Below are 14,814 nucleotides of genomic sequence, written 5' to 3' on the forward strand. Positions count from 1 at the left end.
TTCTCCCATGGATGGACGGGCCCGCAATTGGAAATCGGAAGCCGGACAGCGGATCGCACCCTGGACTGGACTGAACCGGATCGAATGGAACTGGAGACCCTATGCCGTACATGTTGCTGATCGTCGAACCCGTGGGCCAGCGCGCCGAACGCACGCTGGAAGAGGGGCGCCAGGCCTACGCCAGCATGACGCAGTTTGCCGGCGGCCTGACCGAACGTGGCCTGCTGCTTGGCTGTAACTCGCTCACATCGGACGCCAGCGGCGTTCGCGTGCAGGTGCGCGCAGGCCGCCGCGACCTGCTCGATGGTCCCTTTGCCGAGGCCAAGGAGATGATCGGCGGCTACTTCCTGCTCGACTGCGCCACACAGGACGAAGCGATCGCCATTGCCGCCGACTGTCCCGCCGCGGCCTGGTGCACGGTGGAAGTCCGCGAGGTCGGGCCTTGCTTCCTGTGATGCCGTCGCCTGCATTCGCGCGGCTTGTTAGGTAGTTACCCTAGGTTCCCAGGTTTTCCCGCATCGGCTGTCGATCCGGCGGATCGTGGTTCGTCGTACCGGTAAGCGCCACCGGAACCGGATGGCGCCAAGACCGGCAATCGAAAGCGCAAGGAGAACCGCAATGCGATTCATGATCCTGGTAAAAGGCACGCAAGGCACTGAAGCCGGCACGATGCCGGAAGAAGGGCTGATGGCCGCCATGGCGGCCTACCATGAGGCACTGGCAAAAGCGGGCGTGCTGCTCGACGCCGCCGGGCTCAAGCCCACCTCTGCCGGCTGGCGCATCCGCTATGCCGGCGGCCAGCGCACGGCCATCGACGGGCCGTTCACGGAGTCGAAGGAACTGGTGGCGGGTTATACGCTGATCCAGGTGCGCAGCCGGGAAGAGGCGATGGAATGGGCGCGCCGTTTTCCCGCGCCCCATGGCGAAATGGCCGACGGCGAGATCGAGGTGCGGCAGTTGTTCGAACTGGAGGATTTCGAGCCCGGCCAGGCGGTGGAGCGCTTGCGCGACCTGGGCGTGGGCCAGCACTGAAATTTTCCGCATATCCTAAACCGAAGCGGACGGGCAAACACGCGCGGGCCTTCGGATTACGCGCTGTCGCCAAACAGGAGAAATCATGCACAAACAAATCTACGTCAATCTACCCGTGGCCGACGTGCAGCGCTCGCAAGCCTTTTTCAAGGGACTGGGCTTCAGCTTCAACCCGCAGTTCACCAATCAGAACGCCGCTTGCATGGTGATCGGCGAGAACATCCACGCGATGCTGCTGGTCAGGGAATTCTTCCAGACCTTCACCACCCGGACGCTGTGCGATACCACGCAGAGCACAGAGGTGCTGATCTGCATTTCCTGCGAGAGCCGCGCCGAGGTGGACGACCTGGTTGCCAGGGCGGTGGCCGCCGGTGCTACGTCGCCACGCGCGCCGCAGGACCACGGCTTCATGTATGGCCACGGTTTCGAGGATCTCGATGGGCATATCTGGGAGCTGGTGTACATGGAGCCGTCGGCGGCGGGCCAGGCTTGAGGCGCGCGGCGCTCGCAATATGACCACTGTGCCGATGCATCGGGCGATCGAAGCCGTATGGCGGATCGAATCCGCCAGGGTCATCGCCCACGTCGCGCGCGTGGTGCGCGACGTGGGCCTGGCCGAGGAACTGGCGCAGGACGCGCTGGTAGCCGCGCTGGAGCGCTGGACCGACACGGGCGTGCCGGACAACCCGGGGGCCTGGCTGATGACCACCGCGAAGAACCGCGCGCTCGACTACCTGCGCCAGCAGGCGCTGCACGCGCGCAAGCACGAGCAGATCGGCCAGGATCTCGAAGCGCTGGAGGCGCATGTGGTGCCGGATTTCGTCGATGCCCTCGATGCCGCCCGCGAGGACGATATCGGCGACGACCTGCTGCGCCTGATCTTCACCGCCTGCCACCCGGTGCTCTCCACCGACGCGCGGGTGGCCATGACGTTGCGCCTGCTGGGCGGGCTCTCCACCGGGGAAATCGCGCGGGCCTTCCTGACCCCGGAGGCGACCATTGCCCAGCGCATCGTGCGCGCCAAGCGCACCCTGGGCGCGGCGCGCGTGCCTTTCGAGGTGCCGGGGCCGCAGGCGCGCGCGCCGCGCCTGGCTTCGGTGCTGGAGGTGATCTACCTGATTTTCAACGAGGGTTATTCGGCTACCGCCGGCGATGACTGGATGCGGCCCGCCCTGTGCGAGGAAGCGCTGCGCCTGGGCCGCACCCTGGCCGGGCTGGCGCCGGAGGAAAGCGAGGTGCACGGGCTGGTGGCGCTGATGGAGATCCAGGCCTCGCGCACGCACGCGCGGGTGGACGCGCAGGGGCGCCCGGTGCTGCTGCTCGACCAGGACCGCGGCCGCTGGGATCCACTGCTGATCCGGCGCGGGCTGGCCGCGCTGGAGCATGCGCAGGCGCTTGGCGGGGCGCTGGGGCCATATGCCCTGCAGGCGGCGCTGGCCGCCTGCCACGCCCGTGCGCCGGTCGCCGCGCAGACCGACTGGGCACAGATCGCCGCACTCTACGACGCGCTATCCCAGGTGGCGCCGTCCCCGGTGGTGGAACTGAACCGCGCGGTGGCGGTGGGGATGGCATTCGGTCCCGAAGCCGGCCTGGACATCGCCGATGCGCTCACGGCGGAACCGTCGCTGGCGAAGTACCACTTGCTCCCCAGCGTGCGTGGCGACCTGTTGTTCAGGCTCGGCCGCCTCGACGAGGCGCGCGCCGAGTTCGAGCGCGCCGCCGCCATGACCCGCAACGCGCGCGAGCGTGAATTCCTGCTGGGGCGGGCGCGGGAAGCAGGCGCGGCGCGTTGCCGGCCTACCAGCGCGTGCTGATGCTGCCGACGATGGTGCGGCCGTTGCCGTAGTAGCACTGCACGCTGGAGTTGCAGCCGGCCACGTATTCGCGGTTGAACAGGTTGGACGCATTGAGCTGCAGCCGCCAGCGCGGGCCGATATCCGCATGGATCGCCGCATCGAAGAGTGTCGCGGCCGGCGCATTGAAGGTATTGGCCGTGTCGCCGGCGGTATCGCCGAGATAGCGCACACCGGCGCCAAAGCCCACGCGCACGCCTTCCACCGGCGGCAAGGTGTAGTCGGCCCAGGCCGATGCCATCTGGCGCGGCACGCCGTAGGGCCGCTTGCCGCGATCGGTGCCGTTGCTGCGGGTCACCACCGGCTCCTGGTAGGTATAACTGGCAACCAGGTTGAGGCGCGGCGTCACGCTCAGCTTGCCCTCCAGCTCCACGCCGCGCGTGCGGATCTCGCCGGTCTGGATGGTGTTGGCCAGATTGGCGGGATCCGCCGTCGCCACGTTTTGCTGGGTGAGGTTGAATACCGCTGCCGTGAACATCGATCCGGATCCGGGTGGCTGGTACTTGATGCCCGCCTCGTACTGCTGCCCGGTGGTGGGGTTCAGCGGATCGCCGGCCAGGTTGGTGCTAAGCGTGGGCAGGAAGGAGGTCGAGTAGCTGGCGTACGGCGACAGGCCCAGCGGCGATTCATAGAGCAGCCCGGCGCGGTAGGTGAACTTGCCGGGGTCTTGCGTGACTTTGGTGCCGTTGCGGTTGTTGTTGGTGGACGCGTGCGTAAAGTCCTGCCGGCCACCGACGGAAAGCACCCAGCGCTCCCAGCGCAGCTGGTCCTGCAGGTAGAGGCCAAGCTGGCTCTGTGCCTGGTCCGTGCTGGTGGTGGGGCTGGCTGGCAGCGTGGCGTTGACGCCATAGACCGGCGCATAGAGATTCAGCGATGGCGCGCTACCGCTCCACACGCGGTTCTGGAATCCCTGCCACTGGTAGTCCACGCCCCCCACGATCTTGTGCGTCAGCGGCCCGGTGGCGGTGTTGACTTGCATATGGTTGTCCACCTGCACGCCGTTCAGGATGGGGCGGGCCTGGTAGGCGGTGCGGGTCAGCGTGCGCTGGTCTGCCAGCAGCGCCTTGCCGAAGAGGGAGCGGTAGTCCAGGTCCAGGTGCGTGTAGCGCACGTTCTGCCGGAAGGTCAGGTTGTCGGCAAAGCGATGCTCCAGCCGGTAGCCCACCGCGACCTGCGTCTTGAGATAGCGGTCGAAGCCGGGGTCCCCCGTCAGCAGGCTGGTGGGAATGCGGCCGTAGACCGTCGGCGTGACCATGCCGGCCGCCGGGCCGTAGGTGGCGGCTGAGCCCATGTTGTCGCGCATATAGGTGGCGGACAGGGTCAGGCTGGTGCGTCCGTCGGGGCGCCAGGTGAGCGTTGGGTTCAGGTTCAGGCGGTCGTCGGTGATGTTGTTGACCTGCGTGCCGCTCAGGCGGCCCAGGCCGTTGAAGCGGTACTGCAGGGTGCCGTCCTGGTTCAGTGCGCCGGTGGTATCCACCCGCACCTGGCGGCGGTTGTGCGAGCCGTAGTCCAGCGCCAGCTCGTGGAACGGCTCTGCGCTGGGATCCTTGCTGATCAGGTTGACGAAGCCGCCCAGGTTGCCGGCGCCGTACAGCACCGAACTCGGGCCGCGCAGCACTTCCACCCGCTCCAGCGAAGACGGATCCACGCGGAACGCCGCATAGCTGCCCACGCGATTGGCGATCTGCGGTACACGCAGGCCGTCCCAATAGGCATCGGCATTGAAGCCGCGGATATAGAACCAGTCGGCGCGCACATCGGCGCCGAAGGGATCCGCATTGACGCCGGCCGTGTACTTGAGCGCGTCGCCCACGGTTTGCACCGCCTGGTCGGAGAGCTGGTCGCGCGTGATGACCGAGACCGATTGCGCGGTCTCCATCAGGCTGGAATCGGTCTTGCTGGCGCTGGACGAGCGCTTCGCCACATAGCCGCTGACCGGACCGCGGGCGGTTTCCGTATCGGCCTGCGCGGTCACCACCACCGTCGGCAGGGCGATGCCCTGGGAATGCGGCGCGGCAGCCGCGACGGGCCGCCGGGCCAGCGTATAGCTGCCGTCGGCGCGCGGGCGCAGCGCTAGGTTGCTGCCTTCCAGCAACTGCTCCAGCGCCGCGCGCTCCGTATAGCGTCCCGAGAGCGCCGGACTGGCCAGGCCTTCCGTCAGCGCCGGATCGAACGACAGCGCGATGCCGGCATTGGCGGCAAAGGCGGACAGCGTGCGGCCCAGCGGGCCGGCGGGGATGTTGTAGTCCCGGGCGGCCGTGGCATCGGCTTGCGTGGGACTGGCCGCATCCGTGGCGGCGTGCACGGCCGGGGGCGTCGCCGCGCCGGCGAACGCCATGGCCAGCAGCGCCAGGCGGATGGCTTGGGGGAGAGGGCGCTCGGAGCAGCGCGGACGGGCGACGGCCATGCGGATAAAGTCCTTTCGGTGGTTCGGAGTCTGGGATTCATGCTCCTTGCCAGCCGAGGCCGGAAAAAGTGTCATGGGTGGCGGGATTTTTTCTGGCGTGGGCAATGGAGCGGCCAGGATCGCCGTCGCGCCCGGCTGTCAGCCGGGCCGGCAGGGCAAGCGCCTTCCCGATTCCGTTCCAGGCCGGGTCCCTGCGCTAGAATCCGTCAGCGCCGCACGGATGCGCCGCCGACGCTGGTTTCCCGGCAAAGGAAATCCAGCATGGATAACGCCTCGCAGACCGCACCGAGGCACACAGGGAGACGCGTCGGTATGCTGCAACAACCGCACGCAAGCCCGGCATGTGCGGGTAATACCCCGCGCGGAGCGCTGGCCAGGACTTCCGGCCAGAGTCCGGCTGTTTGGGCGTTGCGCAGATTCCAGCCAATGTCGATCCGGTACCGGGCCCACGCTTACGTTTGAATTGCTGAAGCCGAGTCTGTCCAAGATGCTTAGATTTGTCTTGCCAACCATGTCGGTCGACCGGCGGTTTGGGATCATTGCCAGCGCGCTGGGCCTCCTGTTTCTGGTACTGGCGAGCGGGCTCCTGATTCACCAGTGGAGCGCATATACAAGGGCAGAGTACGCTCTGACTCATTTCCAGGTCTTCCGGGCCACATTGCTTGCGATGGAGAAGGTGTCCGCGGAGCGGGGGCCAACCAACAGCGTGCTGGGCGAAGACGTGCCGCTTCCGGAGGCGCGGGCGGCCGCGCTGCGGGTGGCGCGTGCCGAGAGCGATGCGCGCATCGCGCAACTGGTCGGGCTCCTCGGCCTGCCCGGCTGCGACCGGTGCGAGAACGAACGGGCAGCGGCGCAGCGCGTGCAAGCCACGCTGGCCGATGCGCGCGCGAACATTGACCGGGTACTCCGGGTGCCACGCGCGCAGCGCACCGATCCGGCGCTGGAGCAGGCCGTGATGCGCATGGTGGAGGTCATCCCGCACTTCTCTCCGATCACGAACGCCAGTACCGCCGGCGTGCTCAACGGAGACGCCAGCGCGCTGAATTGCATGACGGCGGCGCGCCTGGCAGCGACGCTCCGGGAACAGGCCGGGCTATTAGGCTCGCGCTTCACCGCGGCGTTGGTGTCGCAGCGGCAGCTGACGGAGGATGAGCAATTTGCCATCGAACGCACGCGCGGCGGCATTGACCAGCTGGGTGCATACATGAGAACCCGCGTGCAGGAGGATGCGGCGCTGGCGCACGGGGCCTTCGCCCGGGTGAACGGGAAGTATTTTGGCGAGGGTCTGGCCTATGTGGCCCGGATTCGCGCGCTGGCCAGCCTTCCAGGCGGCGCGGCCGCCTCGACCGGCGAGTTTGCCGCACGGTATGTGCCCCTGATGCGCCCGATCGTCGAATTCCGGGATGAGGCGCTGGCGCTGGCCGAGGAGGAGGTGCGCTTGCACCGGCACGCGATGCTGGTCAGGCTGGTCGGGGCCGCGGGCATCCTGTCGAGTTTGATGTGCGCGCTGGCGCTGGGCGTATGGCTGTTCCGGCGACAGGTCATCCGTCCTTTCGCCGAGGCTGCGCGCGTCATCCGGGCCATCGCAGCGGGCGGTCCCTCGGCCGACCTGCCGCCGAACGCGTATCGCGGCGAGATACAGGAACTCTTCGATGCGGTCCAGGTATTGAAGGCCAAGGATCTCGAAAGGACGCGGCTCGAGCAGGAGCGCCAGCGCCTGATCGCGGAACTGAGGACGATGGCGGAGACCGATTCCCTGACCCGGCTCCTCAATCGCCGCGCCTTCGAGAGCCGTGCGCAGGTGGCCTTTCTGGATCGGGACGTGCTGGCCCCCTATCTTGCACTGGTGATGATCGATATCGACCATTTCAAGCGCATCAACGACACCTATGGCCATGCCGTGGGCGATCGCGCCCTCGAATGCATGGCCGATCTGTGCCGTGAAACATGGCGCAAGGGCGATGTGGTTGCGCGCATCGGCGGCGAGGAGTTCGCCGTGCTGGTCGGCGTGCAGGACCGTGCGCAGGTGCTTGAGATGGTGGAAAGGCTGCGTCTCAGGCTATCGCGTGCCGTGGTGCCGGTCGAGCAAGGCGCCGGCTTCACCATGACCGCGAGCTTCGGCGTTGCATACGCCGCGCGCGCGGACGCACCCAGCGTCAAGTCGCTGCTGAAGCGGGCGGACCGCTTGCTATACCGGGCCAAGCTGGCCGGGCGCGATCGGGTCGAGGTCGAGGCATCGGCGCTGGCGGATGGCGGCCCCCCGCCGTGACCGGCGGTTCAGAACACCCCGGGAATCACCCGGTAGCGGACTCTGGCCCGATAGGCTCGATACGCCGGGTCCTCGCCCAGGAATTGCTCTTCCCTGAAAATGCGCCCTGTCTGCAGCGCGTACAGGCCGCCATAGACCAGCGCATTGCGCCATCCGAGATTGGTCAGCAGGAAGCCAAGGTCTGTCACCAGGTAGCCCAGGTAGATAGGATGCCGGACGAAGCGGTAGGCGCCGCGCGATACCACCCCGCGATTGGCAGGCAGGATGCCGAAGGCATCGCGCAGGGAAAACTTGGCGAACAACTGCCACAGGATGCCGCCGACGCCCAGGGTGGCGCCGGCCGCTTCCGGGATCACGCGAGCACCGGGCTCAAGTTCGATGCCGAGGAAGTAAAAGCTCCCCCCGACCGACATCACGACGCTCATGGGCCGGAAATCCCGCCTGGCGGGGATGCGCGCGAACAGCGATAGTCCCACGGTGACCAGCGTGGCGGTCATCATCAGCAGCAAGGTGGTGCGCTCCGGCGCCAGCCGCCACTGCACGAAGGCGCTATAGGCGAACACGCTCAACAGCAGGCCGACGACGAGGCGGGCGGAGATTTCGACGACCATCTCGCGCAGTTGCGGGCGCATGGGCCAGGCCGGATGGTGGATCGCCGCCGTCTTGGCCGGCATTGCATCGCAATCGTCGATCATTCCCTGGTATCTCTCTGTCTTTTTTTATCGGGCGGCATACGAGATCCCGGATGGGAGCCGCCTGTCAGGATTACAGCCGGGTTCCGCTGGCATTCCATACCCCCCCGACGTGGGGGGTGCATGGAGGGATGACCGCGCGGTGCGACGGCTGGCGAAGCTGGCGCGCGCCAGCCTTGACCGGTCACCGCGCGGAGCGTCGCGGCACCAGCGTGATCCAGTAACGGGTTCTCTCGATGGCGTCCACCGGATACGTGGCTACCAGCATGGCCAGCGCGCGCCCCACATCGGCAACCGGGAAGGCGCCGGAGACCGGCAGGCCGGCCACGGCCGGGTCGCAGCGCAGCACGCCGGTGCGGTAGCGCGCGAGTTCGGCCGCGAAGCCGGCCAGCGGCATCTTGTCGGCTACCAGCATGCCCTGCGTCCAGGCGGCAATGGTGTAGTCGGCCGGCGTAGCGCCGGACATGCTGGCGGCCGTAAAGCTGGCCTGCTCCCCGGCCGGCAGGATGCGCTCGGCGGCGCCGGCCTGGCCCGGGCTGATGCGTACCGCTCCTTCCAGTACGGCTACGCGGGTGAGACCCGCTTCCTGGCGCACGTTGAAGCGCGTGCCCAGCGCCTCCAGTCGGCCTTGTGCCGATACCACCAGGAAAGGCCGATGTGCCGCCGCCGTGTCCGGCGCGGTCCGGACCAGGATTTCGCCGGCGCGCAGCAGCACTACGCGCTGCGCCGCGTCGAAACGTACGTCGATGGCGCTGGCGGTGTTCAGGGTGACGCGGCTGCCGTCGGCCAGCCGCAGTTCGCGGCGCTCGCCGGCGGCGGTATGGTGTGCGGCCGTCCATTCCGGCCATGGCGCGAGCCGCCAGGCCGCCCAGCCGGCCGGCACGCCGGCCAGCAGCAGGGCCAGCCTGGCGGTGGCGGCGCGTCTCGCCGGGCGGCCGGGGCGGTCCAGCGCCGGCATGGCGAGCGCGGGCGGCAGGCCGCCAAGCTTGTCCATCAACTGCTCGGCCCGCGCCCATGCGCTGGCGTGGGCCGGGCTGCGCCGGCGCCAGCGCTCGCAGGCGGCGCGCTCGGCATCGCTGACGGCGCCGGCATGCAGGCGCATCAGCCAGCCGGCGGCTTCGTCCAGGATGCGCGGGTCGATGGACTTCTGCATCTAAGCCGCCATGTTTTCACGCAGGAAATGTTCCAGCATGGGAATAAAAAATCCATGGCCGGCGATCAACTCCGGCTCCTTTTTGAATAAAGGGAGCCATTGGAGCCTAAATTCGATGGGTTCTCCGCCGGTACTGGGATGCCGCTCAAAGTGAGTCCAGGTTTCTGCTATCGGGATAGCGTCGCTCAACCTGGCATGCACGACATGCCTATGCTGAATTTCGTTTCGCCCGAACTTGGACATCGAGTAATAATAATTACCAAGAATACGCTCGATCTCAGCATTTCCTATGCCGCTTTCTTCGGACAATTCCCGAAGAGCCGCAGCAGCAGCTTCCTCGTTGGATTCTATTGTGCCGGCAATCACCTGCCGGCCCGCATCGGGAAATTCAGGTTGTGTAAAGGTGAGCAAGCTGTCCCGCCACGTGAGATAAACCAGTACTTTATTTTTAATATTCATCAGTGATGTTTCCTGGGCAGGACACCTCTATCCCAAAAGGATAGGGCTCTATTAGGTTAATCAATCATCCTTGCCGAGGCTTTGATTTTTCGAAGATTGCGAAGGGTCAACCGTCGCAACGAGGGAAGCCATCCAGCTCAGGGTCACCAGTGAAGTATGCGCTGTGGCCCTGCCTGAGGATTCACCGAGATCAAGTGCCTCGACACGGCGAGCAAAATCTGCGGGTCGATAAGGGCGCTGTCCGGCTCCGGGCTGGCGCCGCGCCTCACCCCATGGCCTCCAGGCACTGCCGGAAGGCCTGCTGCATATAGCGCTTGACCGTGGCCAGCGAGACCTGGAGATGCGCGGCGATGTCCTCGTACTTCATGCCATCGAACTGGGACAACAGGAAGGCCCGCCTGGCGCGCCCGGGCAGCGCGTCAAGCATGGCGTCGATCTCGTACAGGGTTTCCAGGACGATGGCGCGCTGTTCGGGCGAGGGCGCCTGGGGTTCCGGCAGCGCGGCCAGCGCCTCCAGGTAGGCGAGCTCCAGCGCGCGGCGCCGGTACCAGTTGATCATCAGCCCCTTGGCCACCGTGGTCAGGTAGGCACGCGGCTCGCGCACGCCGGCGAGATCCCGGGTGCCTAGCAGGCGGGCGAAGGTGTCCTGCGCCAGGTCGGCGGCGTCGGCCGCATTGCCGAGGCGGCCGCGCAGCCATCCGTACAGCCAGCCGTGATGATGGCTGTAGAGCGTACCGATGTCGTGCGGGGCGCAGGGTGCGGAAGCGGGGTGTGGACGGGGGTTGGCTACGGGCAAGAGGGGCGCAATCTGATGCGGACGAGAATCATTACTATTCGCATTGTATGCGCGCCTGCACATGGCGTGCAAGGTGGGGGCTGGCACGGCGGTCATGTCTGGCAGCCGCTGCGCAATCTCGCTGCGCACGGCATAGCCGCAGGAGGAGGCGGTTACGTTATTGCAGGGGCAAGGGGGTTGGCGGCAGCGCCAGCGCCCAGCGATAGACCAGCAGGCGCCCCTTGTAAGCGTCGACGCCCGGCGATGCCACGCGATCCAGCTTCTCTTCGCGCATGGCAAAGCCTTGCTCGGCCATCTGCCGGTTGAAGGCCGGCCGGTTGCCGCGGTCGGGGTCGATGATCCAGATCTCGGCGGTGGGGCTGGCGTGCCGCCCGATAAAGTGGGCGAGGTTGGCGTTGGCATCGCGCTCGTAGAGCAGGTCGCTGCCGATGATCAGGTCGAATTGGCCGTGGACGTCGAGGCTTGCGTGCTGCGCCGCGCCGGCGTCGTCCTGCCCGTGCTCCGCCGCGCTCCAGTGCCCGTGCCGGTATTTCATCGGCGCCATGCCGTTGAGGCGGAGGTTCTCCGCGAGGAAGCTGGCTGCCATCGGATGGCAGTCACTGGCGGTCATGTCGGCGCCCCGCCGGTGGCCCACCAGGCTGGCCAGGGCCAGTCCGCAGCCGATTTCCAGCACGCGTTCGTTCGCGTCCACGGGCCTTGCCGCCATGCGCGCCGCCAGATGCGCGCCGGATGGCCACAGCATGCCGAACAGCGGCCACATGGCCGAAGAGATGCCCATGCGTTCGGCTTCGCCGAGCGGGTCGTAGTACTGCTGCTTATCCAGCAAGGAGCGGATGACCAGGTCGGCGGCGCCCACGATGGCGATGCACTCTTGCTTGGTTTGGTAGCCGGGCATCGGGGAGAAGCCAGTGCACCGGCTTCACAATAGGGAGGGAACGGACCAGTATGCCCGAAATGTCCCGTCCCGGACGGGAAATGCCGGAAAATAGTGCCGAAAAGCGGTGAAACGGCCAGAAAAGACCAGGAAACTCCCGAAAGTGCCTTCCCCGCGCATTGCCGCAGGCCGTTCCTTCCCGCTGTCCCGCATGCGAGAATCCCGCGATAAACAAAATAGCGGACGCCCCGTCCGCCGATTCCCGGAGCTTATCGCAGTGACCATTCCCTCCAGCGCCTCGATCCGCAAGCGGCTGCGCATGCGGCATCTGCAACTGATGCTGGCGCTGTCGGAGTCGCCTTCGCTGCGCCAGGCGGCGCAGGGGCTGGCGCTGACCCAGCCGGCGGCCACCAAGTCCTTGCAGGAGCTGGAGGAGGTGCTCGGCGTATCGCTGTTCACCCGCCATGCACGCGGGCTGGATCCGACCGTGTCCGGCGAGGCCGTGATGCGCTACGCGCGCGTGGTCTCTGCCGATCTCGATGAACTGCGCGAGGAACTGGTCGCCATCCAGGCCGGCGACGTGGGCAAGGTGCGCGTGGGCGCCGTGATGGCGCCGGCCCCTGACCTGCTCACCAACGTGATCGTCACGCTCAAGAAGGCGCATCCGCGCCTGCACATCATCGTGCAGATCGATACCAGCGACGTGCTGGTCCACGCGCTGCAGCAGAACCAGATCGATATCGTGCTGGGCCGCATCCCGGATGGCTGGCCGTCGGAGGAGTTGTCGTTCGAAACGCTGGGGGAGGAGGCGCTGTCCATCGTCACCCGCGTGGGGCATTCGGCCACGGAGCGCGGCAAGCTGAAGCTGGCCGCGCTGACCGAGTATGCGTGGATCATCCAGCCGCACCCCAGCCCGATGCGCCAGATCATCGACCAGACCTTCCGCGAGAGCCGCGTGCCGCCGCCGGTTAGCACGGTGGAGACTTCATCCATCCTCACCACGCTGTCCGTGCTGCGCGAGTCCGACATGCTCGCCGTGCTGCCCACTTCGGTGGCCCGCTACTACGAAGACCTGAACATGATCGCCACGCTGCCGGTGGCCCTGCACGGCCGGCTGGCGCCCTATGGCCTGGTGCTGCGCAAGAGCCGCCCGCCCACGCCCGCCATGCAGCTTGTCATCGACATGCTGCGGGCAGGGGAGCAGGGCGCGGCGGCGGCCAGGCCGTCGCCATAGGCAGGAGCGGCAGGCGCGGGCGGTGCGTCAGGCGGCCGCCTCTTCCAGCGTGACCAGTTGCGCGCCGTCCTGTACCTGGTCGCCGATCGCGTACAGCACTTCCTGCACCACGCCGTCGGTGGGCGCGGTGAGGGTGTGTTCCATCTTCATGGCTTCCATCACGATCAGCGGATCGCCCTTGCCGATGACCGCGCCGGCCGCGACCATCACGGCGATGATGCGGCCCGGCATCGGCGCCACCAGCTTGCCGCCTTCGGCATCGGCGGCGCCCGCGTGGGCGAGCGGATCGATCAGCTCCAGCCGGGTTTGCCGGTTGCCGCTGAACACGTGGATGGTTTCGCCATCGATATGCGTGCTGCCCTTGACGGTGCGCAGGCCCAGGTCGAGTGCATGGCTGCCATGTTGCGACAAGGCATGGAACGGCACGGTTTGCCCGCCCACGGTGAGCGCTTGCCTGGCGCCGTCGCTATGCAGGCTGGCAACGATCTCGCCCTCGGCGCCACGGAAACGGTACTGCCGCGTTGCCGCGCCGTTCAGCCGCCATGCGCCCGCCTGGCTCCAGGGCGAGTGCGCATCGGCCGGGTCCACGCGCCGTGCGGCGGTCTCGGCATCCAGCACGGCCGCTACCGCCAGCGCGATCACTTCCGTGCCGAGCGGCGGCGGCGGCGGGAACAACACCGCCTGGTTGCGCTCGATCAGGCCGGTGTCGAGATCGGCCGTGGCAAAGGCCTGCGACGTGACCAGCCGCTGCAGGAAGGCGATATTGGTCGACAGGCCCACCACGTGATATTCGGCCAGCGCCTGCGCCATGCGTGCCAGCGCTTCCTCGCGGTCGCGGCCCCACACGATCAGCTTGGCGATCATGGGGTCATAGTACGGGCTGATGGTATCGCCCTCGCGCACGCCGGAGTCGATGCGCACGCCGGCCGGGCCGTGGTCGTCGTGGCCGCGCTCGAACGTCACCGCCGCCGGGGTGCGCAGGTAGCGCAGCGTGCCGGTGGAGGGCAGGAACTGCTTGTCGGGGTTCTCGGCATAGACGCGGGCTTCCAGCGCGTGGCCGTGGATGCGCAACCGATCCTGCGTCAGGGGCAGCGGCTCGCCCGACGCCACCCGCAGTTGCCACTCCACCAGGTCCTGCCCGGTGATCATCTCGGTGACCGGATGCTCCACCTGCAGGCGGGTGTTCATCTCCATGAAGTAGAAGGAGCCGTCCTGGTTGGCGATGAACTCGACCGTGCCCGCGCCGACGTAGCCCACCGCCTGCGCGGCAGCCACGGCGGCTTCGCCCATGGCTTTCCGGCGCGCCTCGCTCATGCCCGGCGCCGGCGCTTCTTCCAGCACCTTCTGGTGGCGGCGCTGCACCGAGCAGTCGCGCTCGAACAGGTAGACGCAGTTGCCGTGGGTGTCGGCGAACACCTGGATTTCAATGTGGCGTGGGCGGGTCAGGTATTTTTCCACCAGCACGCGGTCGTCGCCGAAGCTGGCGGATGCCTCGCGCTTGACCGAGGCCAGCGCGGCCTCGAAGGCCTCGCCCGCTTCCACCACGCGCATGCCCTTGCCGCCGCCGCCGGCGCTGGCCTTGAGCAGCACGGGGTAGCCGATGCGGTCGGCCTCGCGGCGCAGCAGGGCGGCGTCCTGATCTTCGCCGTGGTAGCCCGGCACCAGCGGCACCGCGGCCTGCTCCATCAGGCGCTTGGCCGCGCTCTTGCTGCCCATGGCGCGGATGCTGGAAGCCGGCGGGCCGATGAAAACCAGGCCGGCCTCGGCGCAGGCTTCGGCGAAGCCGTCGTTCTCGGAGAGGAAGCCGTAGCCGGGGTGGATCGCCTGCGCGCCGGTGGCCTTGGCCATCTCGATGATGTGCTCGCCGCGCAGGTAGCTGTCGCGCGTGGCCGCGCCGCCGATGTGCACTGCTTCGTCGCACAGCGCCACGTGGCGGGCGTTGGCGTCGGCGTCCGAATAGACAGCCACCGTGCGGATGCCGAGGCGGCGGCAGGTGGCCGCCACGCGGCAGGCGATTTCGCCGCGATTGGCGATCAGGATCTTGT

13 protein-coding genes are annotated in these 14,814 nt (G+C 67.5%); 6 read left to right on the forward strand and 7 right to left on the reverse strand.

Annotated elements, in window-relative coordinates; all coding sequences use genetic code 11:
- Positions 1-101: 101 nt before the first annotated feature.
- The 4 genes from AC3FOF_RS39160 to AC3FOF_RS39175 all read left to right on the forward strand — a co-directional run bounded on the left by AC3FOF_RS39160 (position 102) and on the right by AC3FOF_RS39175 (position 2,846).
- Positions 102-455 (forward strand): YciI family protein, encoded by a 354-nt coding sequence (locus AC3FOF_RS39160; protein WP_017225807.1) that lies wholly within the window; start codon positions 102-104, stop codon positions 453-455.
- A gap of 163 nt (positions 456-618) precedes the next feature.
- Positions 619-1,032 (forward strand): YciI family protein, encoded by a 414-nt coding sequence (locus AC3FOF_RS39165; protein ID WP_017225806.1) that lies wholly within the window; start codon positions 619-621, stop codon positions 1,030-1,032.
- An 85-nt stretch (positions 1,033-1,117) separates the two neighbouring features.
- Positions 1,118-1,525: a VOC family protein gene (locus tag AC3FOF_RS39170; protein ID WP_276263665.1), complete on the forward strand. Its 408-nt coding sequence runs from the start codon at positions 1,118-1,120 to the stop codon at positions 1,523-1,525.
- A 19-nt stretch (positions 1,526-1,544) separates the two neighbouring features.
- Positions 1,545-2,846 carry an RNA polymerase sigma factor gene (locus tag AC3FOF_RS39175; protein ID WP_488729675.1) on the forward strand — a complete coding sequence of 434 codons (1,302 nt, stop codon included), beginning with the start codon at positions 1,545-1,547 and terminating at the stop codon, positions 2,844-2,846.
- Here the strand turns inward: AC3FOF_RS39175 and AC3FOF_RS39180 are convergent.
- Positions 2,830-5,292 (reverse strand): TonB-dependent siderophore receptor, encoded by a 2,463-nt coding sequence (locus AC3FOF_RS39180; RefSeq protein ID WP_488729676.1) that lies wholly within the window; start codon positions 5,290-5,292, stop codon positions 2,830-2,832. The genes AC3FOF_RS39175 and AC3FOF_RS39180 overlap by 17 nt on opposite strands.
- A 73-nt stretch (positions 5,293-5,365) precedes the next feature.
- Here AC3FOF_RS39180 and AC3FOF_RS39185 point away from each other — a divergent pair, with 73 nt between their 5' ends.
- Complete coding sequence (locus AC3FOF_RS39185; RefSeq protein WP_488729677.1) at positions 5,366-7,561, forward strand: GGDEF domain-containing protein; 2,196 nt, start codon at positions 5,366-5,368, stop codon at positions 7,559-7,561.
- Positions 7,562-7,569: 8 nt separating this feature from the next.
- Here the strand turns inward: AC3FOF_RS39185 and AC3FOF_RS39190 are convergent, their stop codons facing one another.
- The 5 genes from AC3FOF_RS39190 to AC3FOF_RS39210 form a co-directional block, all read right to left on the reverse strand.
- Complete coding sequence (locus AC3FOF_RS39190; RefSeq protein ID WP_488729678.1) at positions 7,570-8,235, reverse strand: methyltransferase family protein; 666 nt, start codon at positions 8,233-8,235, stop codon at positions 7,570-7,572.
- Between the two features lie 202 nt (positions 8,236-8,437).
- Entirely contained in the window at positions 8,438-9,406 is a 969-nt protein-coding gene (locus AC3FOF_RS39195) for a FecR domain-containing protein (protein ID WP_488729679.1), read from the reverse strand.
- Positions 9,407-9,865: an NUDIX domain-containing protein gene (locus tag AC3FOF_RS39200; protein WP_017229714.1), complete on the reverse strand. Its 459-nt coding sequence runs from the start codon at positions 9,863-9,865 to the stop codon at positions 9,407-9,409.
- A 265-nt stretch (positions 9,866-10,130) separates the two neighbouring features.
- A complete protein-coding gene (locus AC3FOF_RS39205; protein ID WP_017229715.1) occupies positions 10,131-10,661 on the reverse strand; it encodes a sigma-70 family RNA polymerase sigma factor in 531 nt (176 codons plus the stop codon).
- A gap of 157 nt (positions 10,662-10,818) precedes the next feature.
- Positions 10,819-11,556, reverse strand: a complete 738-nt coding sequence (locus AC3FOF_RS39210; RefSeq protein WP_488729680.1) for a class I SAM-dependent methyltransferase — start codon at positions 11,554-11,556, stop codon at positions 10,819-10,821.
- Positions 11,557-11,854: 298 nt separating this feature from the next.
- Here AC3FOF_RS39210 and AC3FOF_RS39215 point away from each other — a divergent pair, with 298 nt between their 5' ends.
- The gene (locus AC3FOF_RS39215; protein WP_051078586.1) at positions 11,855-12,769 is read left to right on the forward strand and encodes a LysR family transcriptional regulator; all 915 of its coding nucleotides are present in this window, start codon (positions 11,855-11,857) and stop codon (positions 12,767-12,769) included.
- Between the two features lie 27 nt (positions 12,770-12,796).
- Here AC3FOF_RS39215 and AC3FOF_RS39220 read toward each other — a convergent pair.
- Positions 12,797-14,814, reverse strand: a 2,018-nt coding sequence (locus tag AC3FOF_RS39220; protein WP_488729681.1) for an acetyl/propionyl/methylcrotonyl-CoA carboxylase subunit alpha, incomplete at its 5' end; no start/stop codon positions are given.

Source organism: Cupriavidus sp. 96C5-1, assembly GCF_057798855.1.